Origin of the sequence: Pseudomonas sp. 2957 (genome assembly GCF_031456345.1) — a bacterium.
In the GTDB taxonomy this organism is placed as follows: Bacteria; Pseudomonadota; Gammaproteobacteria; order Pseudomonadales; family Pseudomonadaceae; genus Aquipseudomonas; species Aquipseudomonas siliginis.
Window position 1 is genome coordinate 677,415 of record NZ_JAVDUL010000002.1, and the last position, 21,940, is coordinate 699,354.

20 protein-coding genes are annotated in these 21,940 nt (G+C 60.5%); 12 read left to right on the top strand and 8 right to left on the bottom strand.

What is annotated here, in order from left to right; all coding sequences use genetic code 11:
• Positions 1-38 precede the first annotated feature (38 nt).
• The gene (locus J2Y39_RS08555; RefSeq protein ID WP_110645555.1) at positions 39-1,529 is read right to left on the bottom strand and encodes an aldehyde dehydrogenase; all 1,491 of its coding nucleotides are present in this window, start codon (positions 1,527-1,529) and stop codon (positions 39-41) included.
• A 254-nt stretch (positions 1,530-1,783) separates the two neighbouring features.
• Positions 1,784-3,160 (bottom strand): glutamine synthetase family protein, encoded by a 1,377-nt coding sequence (locus tag J2Y39_RS08560; RefSeq protein WP_007918694.1) that lies wholly within the window; start codon positions 3,158-3,160, stop codon positions 1,784-1,786.
• Positions 3,161-3,442: 282 nt separating this feature from the next.
• Here J2Y39_RS08560 and J2Y39_RS08565 point away from each other — a divergent pair, with 282 nt between their 5' ends.
• From J2Y39_RS08565 to J2Y39_RS08585, 5 genes are all read left to right on the top strand, one after another.
• Entirely contained in the window at positions 3,443-4,204 is a 762-nt protein-coding gene (locus tag J2Y39_RS08565) for a gamma-glutamyl-gamma-aminobutyrate hydrolase family protein (RefSeq protein ID WP_310216691.1), read from the top strand.
• Between the two features lie 274 nt (positions 4,205-4,478).
• Positions 4,479-5,621 (top strand): polyamine ABC transporter ATP-binding protein, encoded by a 1,143-nt coding sequence (potA, locus tag J2Y39_RS08570; RefSeq protein ID WP_024013333.1) that lies wholly within the window; start codon positions 4,479-4,481, stop codon positions 5,619-5,621.
• Positions 5,618-6,532: an ABC transporter permease subunit gene (locus J2Y39_RS08575; RefSeq protein WP_024013334.1), complete on the top strand. Its 915-nt coding sequence runs from the start codon at positions 5,618-5,620 to the stop codon at positions 6,530-6,532. The genes potA and J2Y39_RS08575 overlap by 4 nt, the downstream gene beginning before the upstream one ends.
• Positions 6,529-7,401, top strand: coding sequence for an ABC transporter permease subunit (locus tag J2Y39_RS08580; protein ID WP_150634995.1), 873 nt, complete (start codon positions 6,529-6,531; stop codon positions 7,399-7,401). The genes J2Y39_RS08575 and J2Y39_RS08580 overlap by 4 nt, the downstream gene beginning before the upstream one ends.
• Positions 7,402-7,596: 195 nt before the next feature.
• A complete protein-coding gene (locus J2Y39_RS08585; RefSeq protein WP_073471234.1) occupies positions 7,597-8,694 on the top strand; it encodes a polyamine ABC transporter substrate-binding protein in 1,098 nt (365 codons plus the stop codon).
• A gap of 244 nt (positions 8,695-8,938) precedes the next feature.
• On the opposite strand, the gene thpR is transcribed toward J2Y39_RS08585, so the two are convergent.
• Positions 8,939-9,478, bottom strand: a complete 540-nt coding sequence (thpR, locus tag J2Y39_RS08590) for an RNA 2',3'-cyclic phosphodiesterase (protein WP_310216703.1) — start codon at positions 9,476-9,478, stop codon at positions 8,939-8,941.
• Between the two features lie 107 nt (positions 9,479-9,585).
• On the opposite strand from thpR, the gene J2Y39_RS08595 reads away from it, so the two are divergent.
• A complete protein-coding gene (locus tag J2Y39_RS08595) occupies positions 9,586-9,780 on the top strand; it encodes a hypothetical protein (protein ID WP_024013337.1) in 195 nt (64 codons plus the stop codon).
• Between the two features lie 125 nt (positions 9,781-9,905).
• Here J2Y39_RS08595 and J2Y39_RS08600 read toward each other — a convergent pair whose 3' ends face one another.
• On the bottom strand, positions 9,906-11,048 hold the full coding sequence (locus J2Y39_RS08600) for an HlyD family secretion protein (protein ID WP_041480937.1): 1,143 nt from the start codon (positions 11,046-11,048) through the stop codon (positions 9,906-9,908).
• Positions 11,045-12,700, bottom strand: coding sequence for an MFS transporter (locus tag J2Y39_RS08605; protein WP_236168615.1), 1,656 nt, complete (start codon positions 12,698-12,700; stop codon positions 11,045-11,047). Before J2Y39_RS08605 ends, J2Y39_RS08600 begins: the two co-directional genes overlap by 4 nt.
• A gap of 309 nt (positions 12,701-13,009) precedes the next feature.
• Between J2Y39_RS08605 and J2Y39_RS08610 the strand changes: the two genes are divergently transcribed.
• From J2Y39_RS08610 to J2Y39_RS08635, 6 genes are all read left to right on the top strand, one after another.
• A complete protein-coding gene (locus J2Y39_RS08610; protein WP_016775185.1) occupies positions 13,010-14,305 on the top strand; it encodes an OprD family porin in 1,296 nt (431 codons plus the stop codon).
• 272 nt (positions 14,306-14,577) lie between these two features.
• Entirely contained in the window at positions 14,578-15,402 is an 825-nt protein-coding gene (locus J2Y39_RS08615) for an NAD(P)-dependent oxidoreductase (protein WP_310216711.1), read from the top strand.
• A 44-nt stretch (positions 15,403-15,446) separates the two neighbouring features.
• Positions 15,447-16,340: an SMP-30/gluconolactonase/LRE family protein gene (locus tag J2Y39_RS08620; protein ID WP_310216713.1), complete on the top strand. Its 894-nt coding sequence runs from the start codon at positions 15,447-15,449 to the stop codon at positions 16,338-16,340.
• Between the two features lie 61 nt (positions 16,341-16,401).
• On the top strand, positions 16,402-17,376 hold the full coding sequence (locus J2Y39_RS08625; RefSeq protein WP_095182005.1) for a TRAP transporter substrate-binding protein: 975 nt from the start codon (positions 16,402-16,404) through the stop codon (positions 17,374-17,376).
• Positions 17,377-17,451: 75 nt separating this feature from the next.
• Positions 17,452-17,979, top strand: a complete 528-nt coding sequence (locus tag J2Y39_RS08630; RefSeq protein WP_056789065.1) for a TRAP transporter small permease — start codon at positions 17,452-17,454, stop codon at positions 17,977-17,979.
• On the top strand, positions 17,979-19,259 hold the full coding sequence (locus J2Y39_RS08635; protein WP_016775191.1) for a TRAP transporter large permease: 1,281 nt from the start codon (positions 17,979-17,981) through the stop codon (positions 19,257-19,259). Before J2Y39_RS08630 ends, J2Y39_RS08635 begins: the two co-directional genes overlap by 1 nt.
• Before the next feature lie 85 nt (positions 19,260-19,344).
• On the opposite strand, the gene J2Y39_RS08640 is transcribed toward J2Y39_RS08635, so the two are convergent.
• The 3 genes from J2Y39_RS08640 to J2Y39_RS08650 all read right to left on the bottom strand — a co-directional run bounded on the left by J2Y39_RS08640 (position 19,345) and on the right by J2Y39_RS08650 (position 21,910).
• Positions 19,345-20,145, bottom strand: a complete 801-nt coding sequence (locus J2Y39_RS08640; RefSeq protein WP_310216718.1) for a sulfite exporter TauE/SafE family protein — start codon at positions 20,143-20,145, stop codon at positions 19,345-19,347.
• 10 nt (positions 20,146-20,155) lie between these two features.
• On the bottom strand, positions 20,156-21,400 hold the full coding sequence (locus J2Y39_RS08645) for an FAD/NAD(P)-binding oxidoreductase (protein WP_310216721.1): 1,245 nt from the start codon (positions 21,398-21,400) through the stop codon (positions 20,156-20,158).
• A 168-nt stretch (positions 21,401-21,568) separates the two neighbouring features.
• Complete coding sequence (locus J2Y39_RS08650) at positions 21,569-21,910, bottom strand: helix-turn-helix transcriptional regulator (RefSeq protein WP_016775194.1); 342 nt, start codon at positions 21,908-21,910, stop codon at positions 21,569-21,571.
• Positions 21,911-21,940: the final 30 nt, after the last annotated feature.

A 21,940-nucleotide genomic window follows, 5' to 3' on the forward strand; every position in this document is an offset into this window, starting at 1 on the left:
AGGGTCGCCAACCAGGGGCGACCGCCGCTGTAAAAGAATTAGAGCTTGATCCAGGTCGCTTTCAGCTCGGTGTACTTGTCGAACGCATGCAGCGATTTGTCGCGGCCGTTGCCCGATTGCTTGAAGCCACCGAACGGCGCAGTCATGTCGCCGCCGTCGTACTGGTTGACCCAGACGCTGCCGGCGCGCAGGCCGCGGGCGAAGGTGTGCGCCTTGCTCAGGTTGCTGGTCCACACCCCGGCGGCGAGGCCGAAGATGCTGTCGTTGGCGATCTGCAGCGCTTCTTCGGCAGTGTCGAAGGTGATCAGCGACAGCACCGGGCCGAAGATTTCTTCCTGAGCGATGGTCATCGCATTGGTCACGCCGTCGAAAATCGCTGGCTGCACGTAGAGGCCGCCGGTTTCTTCGAGGGTGCGCTGGCCGCCGGCAATCAACTCGGCGCCCTGCTCGCGGCCGATGCTGATGTAGCGCAGCACGTTATCGAGCTGACGCTGGTCGACCACGGCGCCGACGGTGGTCGCCGGATCCAGTGCATGCCCCGGTTTCCAGGCTTGCAGCGCCTCGACCAGCAACGGAATGAATTGCTCGCGAATCGAGCGCTCGACCAGCAGACGCGAGCCGGCAGTGCAGACTTCGCCCTGGTTGAAGGCGATGGCACTGGCCGCCGCTTGAGCAGCTGCGCGCAGATCCGGTGCGTCGGCGAACACCACGTTCGGGCTTTTGCCGCCGGCCTCAAGCCAGACGCGTTTCATGTTGCTTTGGCCCGCGTAGATCATCAGTTGCTTGGCGATCGCCGTGGAGCCGGTGAAGGCCAGCACGTCGACGTCCATGTGCAACGCCAGTGCCTTGCCGACGGTGTGGCCGTAGCCCGGCAGCACGTTGAACACGCCCTTTGGAATGCCCGCCTCCAGCGCCAGTTGCGCGATGCGGATGGCGGTCAGCGGTGATTTTTCCGAAGGCTTGAGGATGAACGAGTTACCCGCCGCCAGCGCCGGGGCGAACTTCCAGCTGGCCATGATCAGCGGGAAATTCCACGGCACGATCGCCGCGACCACACCCGAGGGCTCACGGGTGACGAGGCCAAGTTGGTCGTGCGGGGTGGCGGCGACTTCGTCGTAAATCTTGTCGATGGCCTCGGCGCTCCAGCGGATCGCGTTGGCGGTCGCCGGGATGTCGATGCTCATCGAATCGCTGATCGGCTTGCCCATGTCGAGGGTTTCCAGCAGTGCCAGTTCTTCCTGGTGCTGCAGGATCAGATCGGCGAAGCGGATCAGCACGCGCTTGCGCTCGGCCGGGGCTTTTTTCGCCCAGATGCCGGAGTTGAAGGACTGGCGCGCGGCTTCGACGGCGAGGTTGGCGTCGGCTTCATCGGTGCTGGCGACGGCGGCGAGAAAGCGGCCATCGACCGGGCTCAGGCATTCGAAGGTGTCGCCACTGAGTGCCGGGCGGTATTCGCCGTTGATGAAGGCGCGGGATTCGATGGACAGAGACTGGAAGCGTTGTTCCCAGTCGTTGCGGGTTGTGGTCATTGTTTTGAGCTCGACAAGGGGGAATTTGGGGGTTGGTCTGGTTGCTTTGTCTGGCCGGGAATCGCTGCCCTCACCCTAGCCCTCTCCCAGAGGGAGAGGGGACCGATCGGGGGATGCCTGGTAACTGCGCCGACCTGAAAAATCTTTGCCGAATCCATCATCGACTGGATCGTTCAGGTCGCCGGATATCTCTAGACGACGCGGTCAGTCCCCTCTCCCTCCGGGAGAGGGTTAGGGTGAGGGGCTTTTGATCTTCAGACCGTATGCAGATACCAGTTGTACTCAAGGTCAGAGATCGAGTTCTCGAACTCGGCCAGCTCGCTTTCCTTGCACGCAACGAACACGTCGATGTACATCGGGTCGATGTAGCGCGCCATGACTTCGCTGTCGTCGAGCTCGCGCAAGGCGTCGCGCAGGTTGTTCGGCAGGCTCTGCTCGTTCTGCTCGTAGCTGTTGCCTTCGACCGGCGCGCCGGGCTCGATCTGGTTGGTCAGGCCGTGGTGAATACCGGCCAGCACCGACGCCATCAGCAGGTACGGGTTGGCATCGGCACCGGCGACGCGGTGTTCGATGCGCACGGCATCCGCTGAACCGGTCGGCACGCGTACGGCCACGGTGCGGTTGTCGATGCCCCAGCTCGGCGAGTTCGGCACATAGAACTGTGCGCCGAAACGGCGGTACGAGTTGACGTTCGGGCAGAGAAACGCCATTTGCGCCGGCAGGGTCTCGAGCACACCGCCGATCGCGTGACGCAGTGCGGCGTTCTGCTCGGGATCCTCGCTGGCGAAGATGTTGTTGCCTTCTTTGTCCAGAATCGAAATGTGCACGTGCAAACCATTGCCGGCCTGGCCCGGATAAGGCTTGGCCATGAAGGTCGTGTCCATCTCGTGGTCGTAGGCGATGTTCTTCACCAGACGCTTGAGCAGGACCGCGTAATCGCAGGCCTTGATCGGGTCGGAGACGTGATGCAGGTTGACTTCGAACTGCGCCGGGGCGCTTTCCTTGACGATCGCATCAGCGGGAATGCCCTGCTCTTTCGCGCCTTCGAGGATGTCTTGCAGGCAGTCAACGTATTCGTCGAGATCGTCGATCAGGTAAACCTGGGTCGACACCGGACGCTTACCGGATACCGGTGAACGTGGCGATTGCGGACGGCCATTCACGTTGTCCTGGTCGATCAGGTAGAACTCGAGTTCGAACGCCGCGCAGATGGTCAGGCCGAGGTCGTCGAATTTGCGCACAACGTTGGCCAGCACTTCACGCGGGTCGGCGAAGAACGGCTGACCTTCGATCTCGTGCATGGTCATCAGCAGTTGAGCGGTCGGGCGTTTTTGCCACGGCTCGATGCTCAGGGTGCCGGGGATCGGGTAGCAGATGCGATCGGCATCGCCGATATCCAGGCCCAGACCGGTGCTTTCCACCGTCGAGCCGTTGATGTCCAGCGCGAACAGCGACGCCGGCAGGTTGATGCCTTTTTCGTACACCTTATGAAGACTGGTGCGTTCGATGCGCTTGCCGCGCACCACACCGTTCATATCCGCAATCAGAAGGTCGACGTACAAAACCTCAGGATATTTCTTAAGGAATGCGTTGGCTTCGTTGAGTTGAACGGTACGCAGAGGGACCGACATGATGCACCTATTTAGCTGTTAATTATTATGTTCACCACCGTGTTGCGCAGCCAGTCAATCCGAAAGGCAAAGTGAAGTCAATAGCGAACACCCTGCCCTGCAGCCTTTATTTTTCGGGCTTTTCTTAACACTCTCGTGCCATATCCGCCGGCAAACCCCGGTAAACCTGAGTGATTTGATGAATGGCGTTTAGAATTTTTTACATGGCAGTTGTTAATTAAAATCAACGAGGCTAAGCTCCGGAAAAGCTCGTTCAAGTGACAGACTTCGAGGTGAATAAAAATGGCATTCAAGCCATTGATCGGCGTTACTGCGTGCGTCAAACAGATTGGCCTGCACCCCTATCACATCAGCGGCGACAAGTACGTACGTGCTGTCAGCGTTGGCGCTCAAGGGTTGCCAGTGGTCATTCCTTCCCTCGGCAATCTGACTGAGATCGAAGACCTGCTCGGTCAACTCGACGGTCTGTTGCTTACCGGCTCTCCCTCGAACGTGGAGCCCTTCCACTATCAAGGCGCGGCCAGCGCCCCCGGCACGGATCATGATCCGGCCCGCGACGCCACCACCCTTCCTTTATTGCGTGCAGCCATCGCGGCGGGCGTTCCGGTGCTCGGCATCTGCCGTGGTTTCCAGGAAATGAATGTGGCGTTCGGCGGCAGCCTGCATCAGAAGGTGCATGAGCTGCCCGGCATGCTTGATCACCGTGAAGCCGACAGCCCGGATGTCGCCGTGCAATATGCACCGGCCCATGCGGTCAGCGTGATCGCTGGCGGCGTGTTCGAAGCGTTGGGGCTGCCCGACAAATTTCAGGTCAATTCGATTCACAGCCAAGGCATCGACCGCCTCGCTCCCGGCCTGCGTGCTGAAGCCGTGGCGCCGGACGGTTTGATCGAGGCGATCTCGGTCGAGCACAGCCCGACCTTCGCCCTCGGCGTGCAATGGCACCCGGAATGGCAAGTGCTGGACAACCCGAACTACCTGAAGATTTTCCAGACGTTCGGCGCAGCGTGCCGGCAACGGGCGGCGAAGCGCAGTCAGCGCTGACGCAATCCCAGACTCGATAACAATTTACTGCCCCCACGGCTGACGGATGTGCATCTGCACATCCGTCAGCCGTGAACCGCAACACCCGTGATAACAACAAGTACGACCCAGGCAGCCAGGACGGCGGCGCCGAACAAGCCGGATCGGTACGGACAAAGGCCACTCAGGTCAACGCATATCCCCTGTGGGAGCTGACAGGCATTCCGGACCGTTCCGCAATCCACTTAAGCCCGGCCACATTGGCCAGGCACACGACACCTGTTGGGAGTTTCACATGGCAAACGCCTCCAGCACTTACCGCAAGGCACTCGAAGGTCAGCAGCAACCGAAAAAGGTGCTGGTGAAAGTCGATCGTGTCACCAAGAAGTTCGACGAAACCGTGGCCGTGGACGATGTGTCCCTGGAGATCCATCAGGGCGAAATCTTCGCGCTGCTGGGCGGTTCCGGTTCGGGCAAATCGACTCTGCTGCGCATGCTCGCCGGTTTCGAGCGGCCGACCGAGGGGCGGATTCTGCTCGATGGCGTGGACATCACCGACATGCCGCCGTACGAGCGGCCGATCAACATGATGTTCCAGTCCTACGCGCTGTTCCCGCACATGACCGTGGCGCAGAACATCGCCTTCGGCCTCAAGCAGGACCGTTTGCCTGCCAGCGAAATCGATGCCCGCGTCGAAGAAATGCTGCGTCTGGTGCACATGACCCAATACGCCAAGCGCCGCCCGCACCAGTTGTCCGGCGGCCAGCGTCAGCGCGTCGCCCTCGCCCGCTCGTTGGCCAAACGGCCGAAACTGTTGCTGCTCGACGAGCCGATGGGCGCGCTGGATAAAAAGCTGCGGTCGCAGATGCAGCTTGAGCTGGTGGAAATCATCGAGCGCGTTGGCGTGACCTGCGTCATGGTCACCCACGACCAGGAAGAAGCCATGACCATGGCCCAGCGCATCGCGATCATGCACCTGGGCTGGATCGCGCAGATCGGCAGCCCGGTGGACATTTATGAAGCGCCGGTCAGCCGCATGGTCTGCGAATTCATCGGCAACGTGAACGCCTTTGACGGCACCGTGGTGGAAGATCTCGAAGGCCACGCGATCATTCACAGCCCCGACTTGCAGCAGAAGATCTATGTCGGTCACGGCGTCAGCACGTCGGTGCAGGACAAGTCGATCACCTACGCCATTCGCCCGGAAAAAATGCTCGTCAGCACCACTCAACCGGAGTTCCGCTACAACTGGTCCGAAGGCAAGGTCCACGACATCGCCTACCTCGGCGGCCATTCGGTGTTCTACGTCGAGCTGCCCGGCGGCAAGATCGTCCAGTCGTTCATGGCCAATGCCGAGCGGCGTGGCGCGCGGCCGACCTGGGACGACAAAGTCTACGTCTGGTGGGAAGACGACAGCGGCGTGGTGCTGCGCTCATGAGAACTTTCAATCAGCAATTCTTGCGCCTGGTGCCCAGCGGACGAAAACTGGTGATCGGCATTCCGTTCATCTGGCTGTTCCTGTTCTTCATGCTGCCGTTCTTTCTGGTGATGAAGATCAGCTTCTCGGAAGCCGCGCTGTCGATCCCGCCGTACTCGGAGATCTACACCTTCGCCGAACAGAAATTCCAGCTGCTGCTGAACATCGGCAACTACACCCTGCTCGGCGAAGACGAGCTGTACCTGTCGGCGTACCTCGGCTCGCTGAAAGTCGCGGCACTGAGCACGCTGATGTGCCTGGTGATCGGTTTCCCGATGGCGTACGCGATCACCAAGACCGGCAAGGAAACGCAAAATGTCCTGCTGCTGTTGATCATGATGCCGACCTGGACGGCGATCCTGATCCGCGTGTATGCGTGGATGGGCATCCTCAGCAACAACGGTCTGCTCAACGGGTTCCTGATGTGGACCGGGCTCACCGATCACCCGATCGAGATCCTCAACACCAACACTGCCGTCTATATCGGTGTGGTTTACGCGTATCTGCCGTTCATGGTTCTGCCGCTCTACGCCAACCTCGTCAAGCACGACAACAGCCTGCTGGAAGCCGCGCAGGATCTGGGTTCGAGCAACTTCAACAACTTCTGGAAGATCACCGTGCCGCTGGCCAAGAACGGCATCATTGCCGGCTGCATGCTGGTGTTCATTCCGGTAGTTGGCGAGTTCGTGATCCCGGAACTGCTGGGTGGCCCGGAGACGCTGATGATCGGTCGCGTGCTGTGGCAGGAGTTCTTCAATAACCGCGACTGGCCGGTGGCTTCCGCGCTGGCGGTGGTGATGCTGTTGATCCTGATTGTGCCGATTCTGCTGTTCAACCGCAGCCAGGCCAAAGAGATGGAGGCACGGGGATGAAACGCTTCAACTTTTCCAAATTCATGCTGATCTTCGGCTTGATGTTCATTTATCTGCCGATGCTGATTCTGGTGATCTACTCGTTCAACGCCTCGAAACTGGTGACGGTGTGGGGTGGCTGGTCAGTGAAGTGGTATGTCGGCCTGCTCGACAACACGCAACTGATGGGCTCGGTGCTGCGCTCGCTGGAGATCGCCTGCTACACCGCGATTGCCGCTGTGGCACTGGGGACGCTGGCGGCGTTCGTGCTGACGCGGGTGACGCGCTTCAAGGGCCGCACGCTGTTCGGCGGCCTGGTGACCGCGCCGTTGGTGATGCCGGAAGTGATCACCGGTCTGTCGCTGTTGCTGCTGTTCGTGGCGATGGCGCAACTGATCGGCTGGCCGCAGGAGCGCGGCATCGTCACCATCTGGATCGCCCACACCACGTTTTGTGCAGCCTATGTCGCGGTGGTAGTCTCCGCGCGCCTTCGCGAGCTGGATCTGTCGATCGAAGAAGCGGCGATGGACCTCGGCGCCAAACCATTCAAAGTGTTTTTCCTGATCACCATTCCCATGATCGCGCCGTCACTGGCCGCCGGCGGAATGATGTCGTTTGCCTTGTCGCTGGACGATCTGGTGCTGGCGAGTTTCGTTTCCGGGCCGGGCTCGACGACGCTGCCGATGGAAGTGTTCTCGGCGGTGCGTCTGGGTGTGAAACCCGAGATCAACGCCGTGGCCAGCCTGATTCTACTGGCGGTATCGCTGGTGACTTTCCTCGTCTGGTATTTCGGCCGCAAGGCCGAAGCCAATCGCAAACGGGCGATCCAGGAAGCGATGGATCAGACGGCGAGCGAGTCGTGGCAACAGCCGGCAACGGCGACTGCCTGAGCAACACCGATGAACAACTGTGGCGAGGGGATTTATCCCCGTTGGGCTGCGAAGCGGCCCCTGCAGTTCTACCTGAAGACTCCGTATTCAGGTTTTGCGACTGCTACGCAGCCGAGCGGGGATAAATCCCCTCGCCACAAGGTTCAAGTGCACCGAGCTTTTGTGTTTTTGAATAAGAAGAAGGGAGTTGTACCGATGAAAATGTTTGGCAGGACTCTGCTGACACTGTCCTTAATGGGCGCAATGGTCATGGGCGCCCAGGCCAACGACAAGGTGCTGCGTGTTTACAACTGGTCCGATTACATCGCGCCGGACACCGTGAAGAAATTCGAAGACGAGACCGGCATTCGCGTGACCTACGACGTCTTCGACAGCAACGAAACCCTTGAAGCGCGCCTGCTCGCAGGCAAATCCGGCTATGACATCGTCGTGCCGTCGAACAGTTTTCTGGCCAAGCAGATCAAAGCCGGCGTCTACCAGCCGCTGGACAAGTCGAAGCTGCCGAACTGGAAGAATCTCAACCCGGTATTGCTGAAAAACGCTTCCGCCAGTGATCCGGACAACGCGCATGCGTTCCCGTACATGTGGGGCTCGATCGGCATCGGTTTCAACCCGGCGAAGGTCAAGGAAGTGCTCGGCGCCAACGCCCCGACCAACTCCTGGGACTTGCTGTTCAAACCGGAGAACGCGGAAAAACTCAAAGCCTGCGGCATCAGCTTCCTCGATTCGCCGACCGAGATGCTCCCGGCCGCCCTGCACTACCTGGGCTATCCGGTGAACGACAAGGACAAGGCGCACATCGCCGAAGCCGAAGCGCTGTTCATGAAAATCCGCCCTTACGTGGCGTACTTTCATTCCTCGAAGTACATCTCCGACCTGGCCAACGGCAACATCTGCGTGGCGGTCGGTTACTCCGGCGATGTCCTGCAGGCCAAGGCCCGCGCGGTGGAATCGGGCAACAAGGTGGTGATCGACTACAGCATACCCAAGGAAGGCGCCGGCAGTTTCTACGACATGGTCGCCATCCCCCGTGATGCGGCGAACGTCGACAACGCCTACCTGTTCATGGATTTCCTGATGCGCCCGGACATCATTGCCGAAGTCACCAACAGCATCGGCTACAGCAACGCCAACGCAGCGGCCACGCCACTGGTGGACGAAGCGATCCGCAACGAACCGGGCTCGTATCCGTCGCAAGCGGTGATGGCGACGTTGTATGCAGTGCCGGATCAGCCAATTGCCACGCAGCGGATCATGACGCGCGGCTGGACGCGGGTGAAGCTCGGTAAATAAAAACACCGATGATCAAAATGTGGGAGCGAGCCTGCTCGCGAAGGCGTCGTGTCAGGCGATTGAGATGCCGCATGTGCCGACCCTTTCGCGAGCAGGCTCGCTCCCACAATGAAGCAATGCAGTGCTGAAAATTTTCCGTTCACGCAGCGCCTTACCACCGCTGCACCCTGCTCTGAACGGCCTCACCCGGCTCCCTCGGCTCGGGTGAATTTGCAGGCGCCTTCGGGCGCCTTTTTTTGTCCGTTCAGATCAGCGGCCAGTCCTGCACAACTCGATAGCGGCCCTTGTGCGATTCGTACAAGCCGAAGCGTTCAGGGCGCAGGAAAAACTCCGGCGGCGTGCGCGCTTCCGGCTCCGGCGCGCGGTACTCGCGGGCCAGCGTCAAGTGCGGACGGAACTCGTGGGTGGGTTGTTCAAAACCGAACGGCAGCATCGCCTGCTCCAGCGCGTAGACCAGGCGCAACAGCGCCGGCGGTGCCTGCTCGGGCGCCAGCGACAGCACACCGGCGCGATGCCAGACCTGCAAGCGATCCAGCTCAATACGCAACGTTTCGCCCGGAATACGCACACTGCCCGCTGCTTCGCAGACGCCGTGAATCTGCGCCAACGGCACCGCACCGAGGAACAGCAGAGTCAGATGAAAGTTATCCGCCGGCACCGGTTTGCCGCTGCGCAGGCCCAGTTCTGCGCGCCACTGGGCGATTGCCTTGCGCTGCGCCGGCGGGCAATCCAGGGCAAAGAACAGCCGCTTTGCAGGTTCATCCTTGCGCACCCCATCAATCATTGCCCTGCCCCCTTGTTCGTCATGATCGCGCCGATTCTACACAGCCTGTTCTGACGACTCGCGACAGGAAGCTATAGTTCAGGGATTGCCATCAACCGGAGGCTGCCATGCGCGAGATCCTCAGCAAAGAACCCTGGTGGGCCCGGCCACCACATCCCGGACAGGACGAAAGCGAACTGGAATGGGGCTGGCTGGTGCATTACAGCGAAGGCGAACCGCGTTTCGAATTCGTTCGCGAGAGGCCCAGCGACGAGCAGATTCGCAACCGCAAAAGTTGCCGGGTCACCCCCTCGCCCGAATGAATAGAGCCCGTGAGCACTAATCCTGTGGGAGCGAGCCTGCTCGCGAAAGCGGTGTGTCAGATAAAGAAATGTTACTGATACGACGCTTTCGCGAGCAGGCTCGCTCCCACAGGGTTATGCATTGATCAGTGGGGTTGGGTGTCGCCGGCGGCGGTGTCGATGCTGACAACAACTGACATCCCCGGCCGCAAGCGTTCTGCTTCCTGCTGATCGGGATCGATAGTGATGCGCACCGGCACCCGCTGGGCGATCTTGACGAAGTTGCCGGTGGCGTTGTCGGCCTGCAGCAAGGCAAATTCCGAGCCGGTGCCCGGCGAAATATGCTGCACATGGCCGGTGAATCTGCGGTGGTTCAAGGCGTCGACGGTGAAGCGCACCGGTTGCCCGACACGTACGTTGGCCATCTGGGTTTCCTTCATGTTGGCGATCACCCATTTCTGGTCCGGGACCAGCGCCATCAATTGCGCGCCGGAGTTGACGTAGGCGCCCAAGCGCACGCCGATCTGCCCGAGCTGGCCGTCGCGCGGGGCGACAATTCGCGTGTTCGACAGATCGATGCGCGCCAGTTGCACCGCTGCTTCGGCACTGGCCACGGCGGCCTCCAGCGAGCCGCGATTGACGATCACCGTTTGCAGATCCTGACGGGCGATTTCCAGATTGGCCTTGGCCTGCGCCACAGAAGCCGTGCTCTGCGCGTTGGCAGCAAGGGTCACGTCGAATTCGCGCTTGGACACCGAGCCGTCGCGCACCAGTTCCTGATTACGCCGCAGATCGGCCTCGCTCTTGCGCAACTGCGCCTGGCTGTCGGCGAGCACCGCCTGACGCAATTTGATCGTTGCCTCGGCGCTGTTGCGTTGCTGCACGACGTTGGCCAGCCCGGCCTTCTGCACCGCCAGTTGTGCCAGGGACTGGTCGAGGCGTTGCTGATAAATGCGGTCGTCCAGACGCACCAGCAGATCCCCGGCCTTGACGTACTGGAAGTCCTGCACCGGCACCTCGAACACATAGCCGCTGAGCTGCGGGCCGATGATCGTCACCTGCCCGCGCACCAAGGCGTTTTCGGTGGTTTCGACCGCACTGCTGAACGGCGGCAGTTGCCACGCATACAGCACGATCAGCACGCCGACGATGGCGATTGCGGCAAAGCCCAGCGAAGATATGATCCGCACCCGCAGCGAACGCGGCGCAGTGTTCGGCGACGATGGCGGCGCTTCCCCTTCAGGCGTGGCGGCGATGGCATTGGTGGTTGTGGTGGTCGGTTCGGTCATGAAGAAGTGGCACCGCTGGGTGGTACGGAAGGTGTCGGCTCAATGGCTTTGGTGGTGCTCATCAGCCACAACGCACGAATCGAAAGCCAGATCATGGTCAGGACGGCAATGACCGCGATCAGCATGAAGACATCGTTATAGGCCAGCACGTTCGCTTCGCGTGTTGCCGCATTGGCGAGGCTGCGAATGCCGGCCAGATTGCGCAGGCTCGGGTCGGCGAGCAAACCGCCGTAGGCCGAACCGCCACTCTGCACGCGCGCCGCCACCAACGGATCGGACATCACCAGATGATCGACGATGTGGCTGGAGTGGTACTTCTCCCGCACGATCTGAAAAGTGCCAAGCAACGCCGCGCCGAGCAGCCCACCGAGGTTGTTGCAGATCCCGAACAGCACGGAAAAACTCACCAGGTTGCGCGGATTGGTCAGCACGTTGCGCGTGCCGAAGACCATGGTCGGGCCGAGAAAAAACGTACTGCCGAACGCCAGCAGGAACTGGCTGAAGTAGAGATTTTGCGGGCGTGTCAGGTTGTTGGAAAAACTGTCCATCACCGAACCGGTGGCCATCAGTGCCAGCGAGATGATCAACGGCATCAGCAAGTGTTTGGGGTCGATGGTCAGTGCGCTGGTGGCAAGCCCGGCGATACTGCCGATCAGCATCACCACATACAGACTGTGCAATTGCTCATAGCCCATGTTGAGGTTCTGCATGAAACCGACCGCGCCGGTGGATTGCTCCGAGGTGACCATGCGAATCAGGGTCACCGCGAGCGCCAGGCGAATCATCGTTCCGCTGCCCAGCCAGCGGGTCATCAACATCGGGTTGCTGCGATTGTGCTCAATGGCCAGGCCCATAATGATCAGCGCGATCGAACAGGCCAGCGCCACGCCGATCCAGTCCGCCTCCAGCCACCAGTCGATGCGCCCCAGCGACAGCACCGCGCACAACAACGCCACACCGGTGGCGAGAATGGCGAAGGTCAGGAAGTCGAGTTTTTCGAAGGTCTTGAAGCGGTCACCGGGCGGCAACTTCAGCAGCAACACACAGCCGAGTGACAGCAGGGCCATGCCCAATTCGAACAGATAGAGGCCGCGCCATTCGGCGATCTGCAACAGGTCTTCGGAAAACAGCCGCGCCAGCGGCAACGCCAATTGCGAAGTGCCGAGGCCGAGTACCAACGCTTTGAGCCGCCACTTCGCCGGAAACGCCTGCACCATGTAATACAGACCCAGCGAGCTCAGCGCCGCACCGACCATGCCGTGCGCCGCTCGCACCGCCACTGCCGAGTTGAGATCGTTGACGAACAAATGGCCGAAGGTCACCAGCGCATACAGCACCAGAAACACTTCGGTGAACGCGCGCAAGCCGAATTGCTGGCGAAACTTCACCAGCAGCAGGTTCATCGACACGTTGGTCATCACATACGCCGCCGGCAGCCAGGCCATCTCCGCCGTGGTCGCGCCGAGCGAGCCTTGCAGGTAAGGCAGGTTGGCAACCACCAGCGAGTTTCCCAGCCCACCGGTCACCGCCACCAGCACGCCAACCGCCGCGTACGCCAGGCGCTTGGGCGTGGAGTGCAGCGGTGTCGACGGAGAACCGGGCAGGCTGGGCTTTTCGTGGGGTTGCCAGTTGCGCGGGGCGTATTTATCCATGAATCGGCCTGGTGCTGGGGGTGAGGGAAGTTTGCCGCAATTTCACGGGCAATACACGACTCGACAGACACCAAGGAACCCTGTGGGAGCGAGCCTGCTCGCGAAAGCGCTGTGTCAGTCGACAACTTCATTGATTGAAAGTCCGCATTCGCGAGCAGGCTCGCTCCCACATGGGTTCGGCGTCGCATGGGAGGTCATCGTATAACTTCCAGTTGACAATCCCTGAAAATCTGGGAAATATCCGCATCGATGTTGTACGACGACGTATGACAAATAATAAAAACAACAAACGATCCAGGGAGCGTCACAGTGAGCCCACTCGCCCGCAATTCCGTCCGCCCTTCACGTTTTGCCCATTTCAAGCCGCGTTCGACCCTCAGCCTGATCGGTTGCAGCAGCCTCGCTCTGGCCTTGCCCATGAGCGCCGATGCCGAAGGCTTCCTCGACGACAGCAAAGCCACGCTGAACCTGCGCAACGCCTACTTCAACCGCAACTTCGTCAACCCGGCCTATCCGCAGGGCAAGGCTGAAGAGTGGACGCAGAGCTTCATTCTCGATGCCAAATCCGGCTTCACCCAAGGCACGGTGGGCTTCGGCCTCGATGTGCTCGGGCTGTATTCGCAGAAGCTTGATGGCGGCAAAGGCACTGGCGGCACGCAACTGTTGCCGATCCATGATGACGGGCGCCCGGCTGACAATTTCGGCCGCCTCGGCGTGGCGCTGAAAGCCAAAGTCTCGAAGACCGAATTGAAGGTCGGCGAATGGATGCCGGTATTGCCGATCCTGCGCTCCGACGACGGCCGCTCCCTGCCGCAGACCTTTCGCGGTGGCCAGATCACGTCCACTGAAATCAACGGCCTGACCGTCTACGGCGGCCAGTTCCGTGGCAACAGCCCGCGCAACGACGCGAGCATGGAAGACATGTCGATGAACGGCCGCGGTGCATTCACCTCCGATCGCTTCAACTTCGGCGGCGGCGAATACAGCTTCAACGAAAAACGCACGATGGTCGGCGTGTGGTACGCCGAGCTCACCGACATCTATCAGCAGCAGTATTTCAACCTCAGCCACAGCCAGCCGATGGGCGACTGGACGCTGGGCGCCAACCTCGGTTTCTTCACCGGCAAGGAAGACGGCAGCGCTCAGGCCGGCGACCTCGACAACAAGACCGCGTTCGCCCTGCTCTCGGCCAAGTACGGTGGCAACACCTTCTACGTCGGCCTGCAGAAACTCACCGGCGACGATGCCTGGATGCGCGTCAACGGCACCAGCGGCGGCACCCTGGCCAACGACAGTTACAACGCCAGTTATGACAACGCCAAAGAGCGCTCCTGGCAGGTGCGTCACGACTACAACTTCGTTGCGCTGGGCGTGCCTGGCCTGACCCTGATGAACCGCTATATCAGCGGCGATAACGTGCACACCGCCACCACCAACGACGGCAAGGAATGGGGCCGCGAATCGGAACTGGCCTACACCGTGCAGAGCGGCCCGCTGAAGAACCTCAACGTGAAATGGCGCAACGCGACCATTCGCCGGGACTTCAGCACCAACGAATTTGACGAGAACCGGATTTTCATCAGCTATCCGATTTCGTTGTTGTAAGGGTTGGCGGTTTGCCCTGTGGGAGCGAGCCTGCTCGCGAAAGCGCCGGACCAGTCGACTTGTTCTGACTGGCACAACGCCTTCGCGAGCAGGCTCGCTCCCACAAGGGGATTGCATTGCAAGTCAGGTATAGGGTGTTGAGAAAATGAATCGCCCCTTCCGTCATCTACACCAAAAGTCGCGTTGACAAGATCCGGAAACCCTACCGATACTTCAGCGCAGTCATACGACAACCTACAACAAACCTAATAACAATGTGTTCAGGGATTGCCATGACGTCTACCTCTACCCCCCGCGCTCCTTTCAACCGCCTGCTGCTGACCGGTGCCGCCGGAGGCTTGGGCAAAGTTCTGCGCGAACGCCTGCGCCCTTACGCTAATGTGCTGCGCCTGTCCGACATCGCCGCCCTCGCCCCGGCCGTCGATGACCACGAAGAAGTCGTGCTCTGCGACCTCGCCGACAAGCAAGCCGTGCATCAACTGGTCGAAGGAGTCGATGCGATCCTGCATTTCGGCGGCGTCTCGGTCGAGCGCCCGTTCGAAGAAATCCTCGGCGCCAACATCTGCGGCGTGTTCCACATTTACGAAGCGGCACGCAAGCATGGTGTGAAGCGGGTGATCTTCGCCAGCTCCAACCACGTCATCGGTTTCTACAAACAGGACGAGAAACTCGACGCCATATCTCCACGCCGCCCCGACGGTTACTACGGCTTGTCCAAGTCCTACGGCGAAGACATGGCCAGTTTCTACTTCGATCGCTACGGTATCGAAACCGTCAGCATCCGCATCGGCTCCTCGTTCCCCGAACCGCAGAACCGCCGGATGATGCACACCTGGCTGAGCTTCGACGATCTCACGCAACTGCTCGAACGCTCGCTGTACACACCAAACGTCGGCCACACCGTGGTCTACGGCATGTCCGGCAACAAAGACGTCTGGTGGGACAACCGCTACGCCAGCCACCTCGGTTTCGAAGCCAAGGACACCTCGGAAGTGTTCCGCGACAAGGTCGAAGCGCAACCGATGCCAGCCGACGATGATCCGGCGCGGATCTATCAGGGCGGCGCCTTCGTCGCAGCAGGCCCGTTTGGCGATTGATCGCTCGACTTGATCCCCCTCCAATAAAAACCAAGGGAATGAGTATGCAAGCCGAATTGATCGTCGACGCCCGCAACGCGGTCGGTGAAAGCCCGGTCTGGGTGCCGCAGGAAAACGCCCTGTACTGGGTCGATATTCCCAACGGCGGGCTGCAACGCTGGAGCGCTGACACCGGGCACGTCGCCTCGTGGAAAGCCCCGCAAATGCTCGCCTGCATCAGCCGCCACCGCAGTGGCGGCTGGGTCGCCGGCATGGAAAGCGGTTTCTATCGCCTGCACCCGCACAGCGACGGCAGCCTCGACAGCGAATTGCTCGCCACCGTCGGGCACAGCCGCGCGGACATGCGCCTCAACGACGGTCGCTGCGATCGCCAAGGGCGTTTCTGGGCGGGCAGCATGGTGCTGAACATGGGCCTGAACGCGCCTGAAGGCCGGCTCTATCGCTACGGCGCCGGGCAGACTGGCGTGATCGAAGCGCAACTGGATGGCTTCATCGTACCCAACGGCCTCGCTTTCAGCCCTGACGGCAAGACCATGTACCTGTCGGATTCGCACCCCAATGTGCAACTGATCTGGGCCTTCGATTACGACACCGAGACCGGCACTCCATCGAATCGCCGAATCTTCGTCGACATGAACCATTTCCCCGGCCGCCCCGATGGCGCTGCCGTGGATGCCGAAGGCTGCTACTGGATCTGCGCCAACGACGCCGGCCTGATTCACCGCTTCGCCCCGGATGGCCGACTGGATTTCTCGCTGGAAGTACCAGTGAAGAAACCGACCATGTGCGCTTTTGGAGGCAGCAACCTGGACACCTTGTTTGTCGCCTCGATTCGCCCCGGCGATGACCACGATCCGCAATCCCTGGCCGGCGGCGTGTTCGCCCTGAAGCCAGGCGTCAAGGGCCTCGCCGAACCGCAATTCAACGATTTGCTTTAGACCCTCTGCTGCACCGCTGCGCCTTGAACACAAAAATAACAAGACTGGAGACTCACCCCTCATGAACTTCAAACGCACCTTGCTCGCCGCTGCACTTCCGCTGATTTTCACCTTCGCTGGTTCCGCTCAGGCAGAAATAAAACTCAAATTCGCTGACATCCACCCCGCCGGTTATCCAACCGTGGTGGCCGAAGAAAACATGGGCAAGACCCTGACCAAGGAAACCAACGGCGAACTGACCTTCCAGTACTTCCCGGGCGGAGTGCTCGGTTCCGAGAAGGAAGTCATCGAGCAGATGCAAGTCGGCGCGATACAGATGTCCCGGGTCAGCCTGGGTATCGTCGGCCCCGTGGTGCCGGATGTGAACGTGTTCAACATGCCGTTCATTTTCCGCGACCAGCAACACATGCGTAACGTCATCGATGGCCCGGTGGGCGATGAGATTCTCGACAAGATCACCAACTCCGAATTCAAATTGGTGGCCCTGGCGTGGATGGACGGCGGCACGCGCAACATCTACACCAAGAAACCGGTGCGCAAGCTCGAAGACCTCAAGGGCATGAAAATCCGCGTACAAGGCAACCCGATGTTCATCGACATGATGAACGCCATGGGCGGTAACGGTATCGCCATGGACACCGGGGAAATCTTCAGCGCCCTGCAGACCGGCGTGATCGACGGCGCGGAAAACAACCCGCCGACCCTGCTCGAACACAACCACTTCCAGAACGCCAAGTTCTACAGCCTGACCGGTCACCTGATCCTGCCAGAGCCGATCGTGATGTCGAAAATCACCTGGGAAAGACTCACTCCGGATCAACAGAAGATGGTGAAAACGGCGGCCAAAGCTGCCCAGGCTGAAGAACGCGTGTTGTGGGACAAGAAGTCCGCCGCCAGTGAAGAAAAACTCAAGGCCGCCGGCGTCGAGTTCATCACCGTTGACAAGAAACCCTTCTACGACGCCACCGCTCCGGTACGTGAAAAGTACGGTGCGAAGTACGCAGATCTGATCAAAAAGATCGAAGCCGTTCAGTAACACCTCCCGCTCCGTACTCATGAAAAAGGCCCGGCGCGCCAGCGGTTCAGGCGCGCCCGGTTACGGTGGAACCCGATGAAGAATCTGCTGCTGCGTATCAACGACAAGATCTACATGACGTGCATCTGGGTCGCCGGCCTTTCCGTCCTGGCGATTTCCCTGATGATTCCCTGGGGCGTCTTCGCCCGCTACGTGCTCGGCACCGGTTCGAGCTGGCCAGAGCCGACGGCGATCCTGCTGATGATGGTGTTCACCTTCATCGGCGCCGCCGCCAGTTACCGCGCCGGTGCGCACATGGCCGTGGCCATGCTCACCGACCGCATGCCACCGCAGCTGAAATCCGCAGCAGCGATTTTTTCGCAACTGCTGATGGCGGCAATCTGCATCTTCATGACCATCTGGGGCACCAAGCTGTGCATCTCCACCTGGAACCAGTTCATGGCCGCCCTGCCCGATCTGCGCGTTGGCGTGACCTATCTGCCGATCCCCGTGGGCGGCCTGCTGACGCTGATTTTTGTTCTGGAAAAACTCTTGCTCGGTGACCAGAGCAAACGGCGGGTCGTGCAGTTCGACCTGGTTGAAGAAAGTGAAGGTGCCGCTTAATGGACGCTCTGATTCTGCTGGGCAGTTTTATCGTATTGATCCTGATCGGCATGCCGGTCGCCTACGCGTTGGGCGCCGCTGCGCTGATCGGCGCATGGTGGATCGACATCCCGTTCCAGGCGGTGATGATCCAGGTCGCCTCGGGGGTGAACAAATTCTCGCTGCTGGCCATTCCGTTCTTCGTCCTCGCCGGTGCGATCATGGCCGAGGGCGGCATGTCCCGGCGGTTGGTGGCGTGTGCGGGGGTGCTGGTGGGTTTCGTCCGCGGTGGCCTGTCGCTGGTCAACATTGTTGCCTCGACTTTCTTCGGCGCGATCTCCGGTTCGTCGGTGGCTGACACGGCGTCGGTGGGTTCGGTGCTGATTCCGGAAATGGAACGCAAGGGCTATCCACGGGACTTCTCCACCGCCGTGACCGTCAGCGGTTCTGTGCAAGCCCTGCTGACCCCGCCAAGCCATAACTCGGTGCTCTACTCCCTGGCTGCAGGCGGTACGGTGTCGATCGCTTCGCTGTTCATGGCCGGCATCGTCCCGGGCCTGCTGATGAGCGCCTGCCTGATGGTGCTGTGCCTGATCTTCGCGAAAAAGCGCAACTACCCCAAGGGCGAAGTGATTCCGATGCGCCAGGCGCTGAAGATCGTCGGCGAAGCCCTGTGGGGCATGATGGCGATGGTGATCATCCTCGGCGGCATTCTCTCGGGTATTTTCACCGCCACTGAATCGGCGGCCATCGCGGTGCTGTGGTCATTCTTCGTGACCATGTTCATCTACCGCGACTACAAATGGAGCGAACTGCCCAAGCTGATGCACCGCACGGTGCGCACCATCTCCATTGTGATGATCCTGATCGGTTTCGCCGCCAGCTTCGGCTACATCATGACCCTGATGCAGATCCCGGCGAAGATCACCACGCTGTTCCTGACCCTGTCGGACAACCGCTACGTGATCCTGATGTGCATCAACGTGATGTTGCTGCTGTTGGGCACAGTGATGGACATGGCGCCGCTGATCCTGATCCTCACGCCGATCCTGATGCCCGTGATCATGGGCATCGGTGTCGATCCGGTGCAGTTCGGCATGATCATGCTGGTCAACCTGGGGATCGGATTGATAACACCGCCGGTAGGCGCCGTGCTCTTCGTCGGCTCGGCGGTGGGCAAGGTCAGTATCGAAAGCACCGTAAAAGCGCTGCTGCCGTTCTATGGCGTGCTGTTCCTGGTGCTGCTGCTGGTGACCTACGTTCCAGCGATTTCGCTGTGGCTGCCGCACCTGGTGTTGTAACCCGCTGAAAAGATCGCAGCTCCTGCAGGAATCGCATACCCCTGTAGGAGCTGTCGAGTGCAACGAGGCTGTGATCTGTTGATCTTCACGCCCGCACCAACATGTACCCCGCCACCACCAGACAGACACTGGCAAACCCCACCTGCAACGCCCGCGCCGGCACCTGCGCGCACAGCCTGCGACCGACGATCATGCCAACGATGCTGGCGACAATGAACGCCGCACCCTGACTGTCGATACGCACACCCGCATGAAACGCGCCGATCACCCCGATCGCGGAAATCAGACTGATCACCATCAACGACGTCGCAACGATGCCGCGCATCTGCACATCGGTCAGTTGCTTGAACGCCGGCACAATCAGAAAGCCGCCGCCGACGCCAAGTAAACCCGAAACCACGCCGGTAATCGCGCCCAGTGCAGCAAGGGTGGCGGTGCATTTGGCGGTCCAGTCGAAGCGCCCGGTCTGCTCGTTGAGCATGCAGTTTTTCTGGCCCCAACTGGCGTGGCCGTGATCGCTCGGCCCCGCTTGCTGACGGTCCTTTCTGAACATTCGCCAGGCGACCACGACCATCAGCAGACTGAACAGCATCATCAGAATCTTTTCCGGCAACTGATGCGCGAAGTAGATCCCCAGCGGCGAAAACACCGCACCCAACGCGGCGATCAACAGCGCCGCGCGGTAACGCACCAGGCCATGGCGCAAACCATCGATCGCCCCGACCGCTGCCGCGCTGCCGACCGCAAACAAGGCCACCGGCGCCGCTTGCGTCATCGTCCAGCCGAGCCCGAGCACCAGCGCCGGCACTGCGAGAATCCCGCCGCCCGCGCCGGTCAGGCCAAGCACCAGCCCCATCACCACGCCAAACAGACTTGCCAGCAACATAGGAGTTTTTTCAGTCGACCCTGGACAGACGCGTCAGCCACTCGCGGCCCTTGAGCATGCCGTGCCAGTAGAACCACGGCAGCAACGTCGCCTTCAGCCACCATGCCGAACGGCGGGCCACGGTCGGGTCCAGCGGGAAGGTCGGCAGCAGTTTGCCGCCATAGCCGAACTCGGCGAGGATCACCTTGCCCTTCTCCACCGTCAGCGGGCAGGAACCGTAGCCGTCGTACTTGAGCGGCAGCGGCTGTTGTTTGCGCGCGGCCAGCAGGTTCTGCGCAACGACGACAACCTGCTTGCGCACCGCTGCGGCAGTTTTCGCATTGCTGGTGCCGCAGATATCGCCCAGTGCGAACACGTCGGGATAACGCGGATGCTGCAGGCTGTGTGGATCGACTTCGCACCAACCGCCGGCATCGGCCAGCGGACTCTGTGCGATGAAATCCGGCGCGACTTGTGGCGGCACGACGTGCAGCAGGTCGAAGGTTTTCGCGACCCGGCTGACATTGCCGTCGGCGTCCTTGACTTCAAACCACGCGGTTTTTGCCGGGCCGTCGACCTTGACCAGATTCGAGTTGAAAGCCAGTTGCGCGTCGTACTGTTCGATGTACTTCATCAACGGCGGCACGAAGGTCGGCACGCCAAACAGCGCAGCGCCAGCGAGATTGAATTCGACATTGATGTCTTTCAGCACGGCGGATTTGCGCCAGTGATCGCAAGACAGGTACAGGGCTTTTTGCGGCGCGCCGGCGCATTTGATCGGCATCGCCGGCTGGGTGAACAGCGCCCGGCCATCGCGCAGTTTCTGCACTTGATCCCAGGTGTACTGGGCGTGTTGATAGCTGTAGTTGGAGGTGACGCCGTGCTGGCCGAGGCTTTCCTGCAAGCCTTCGATTTTCTCCCAGGCCAGGCGCAGGCCGGGGCAGACGATCAGGTTCTGATAGCTGACGGTGCGCTGGTCGTCGAGGGTGAGTTGACGGCTTTGCGGGTCGATGGCGCTGACACTGGCCTGAATCCACGTCGCCTGACGCGGCATGACTTTGCTCATCGGCCTGACCGTGTGCTTCACGTCAAACGCGCCACCGCCGACCAGCGTCCACGCCGGTTGATAGTAGTGCTGTGAACTCGGTTCGATCACGGTGACTTTAAGCTGCGGGTCACGCTTGAGCAGGCTGGCGACAAAACCGATGCCGGCCGTGCCACCGCCGATGACCACGATGTCCGCACTGATGGATAGGCCCCAGTGTTGATCGTTCATTGCTTGTTCCTTTTGCTGCACGCAAGGATTTGTTCGGGTCAAACCAAAGAACCTGTGGGAGCTGGCTTGCCAGCGATAGCGGTGTGTCAGTCACATAAATGTTCGCTGATAAGTCCTCATCGCTGGCAAGCCAGCTCCCACAGGGTAAGTAAGTGTTAGGGCTGGCATTTATGGCTGTTCCCAGCTCTTGAGTACCGCTCCGCAATAGAGCCCCGAAAGGGTTTTCATCACCTGGATCACTTCGTGACTGGCCAGGCCATAGAAAATGTATTTGCCTTCGCGGCGGGTCGCGACCAGGCCTTCATCGCGCAAGATGCCCAGTTGCTGGGACAGCGTCGGCTGGCGTACGCCGGTCATTTTTTCCAGTTCGCCGACGTTGCGTTCGCCCTGGGTCAGTTGACAGAGGATCAACAGGCGATCCTCATTGGCCAGGGCTTTGAGCAAGGCGCAGGCTTTGGACGCCGAGGCGCGCAGTTGGGCGACTTCACATTCGGTCAGACTGGATTGCATTTGCACGAGGCCTTGAAGGTCACTTAAGCT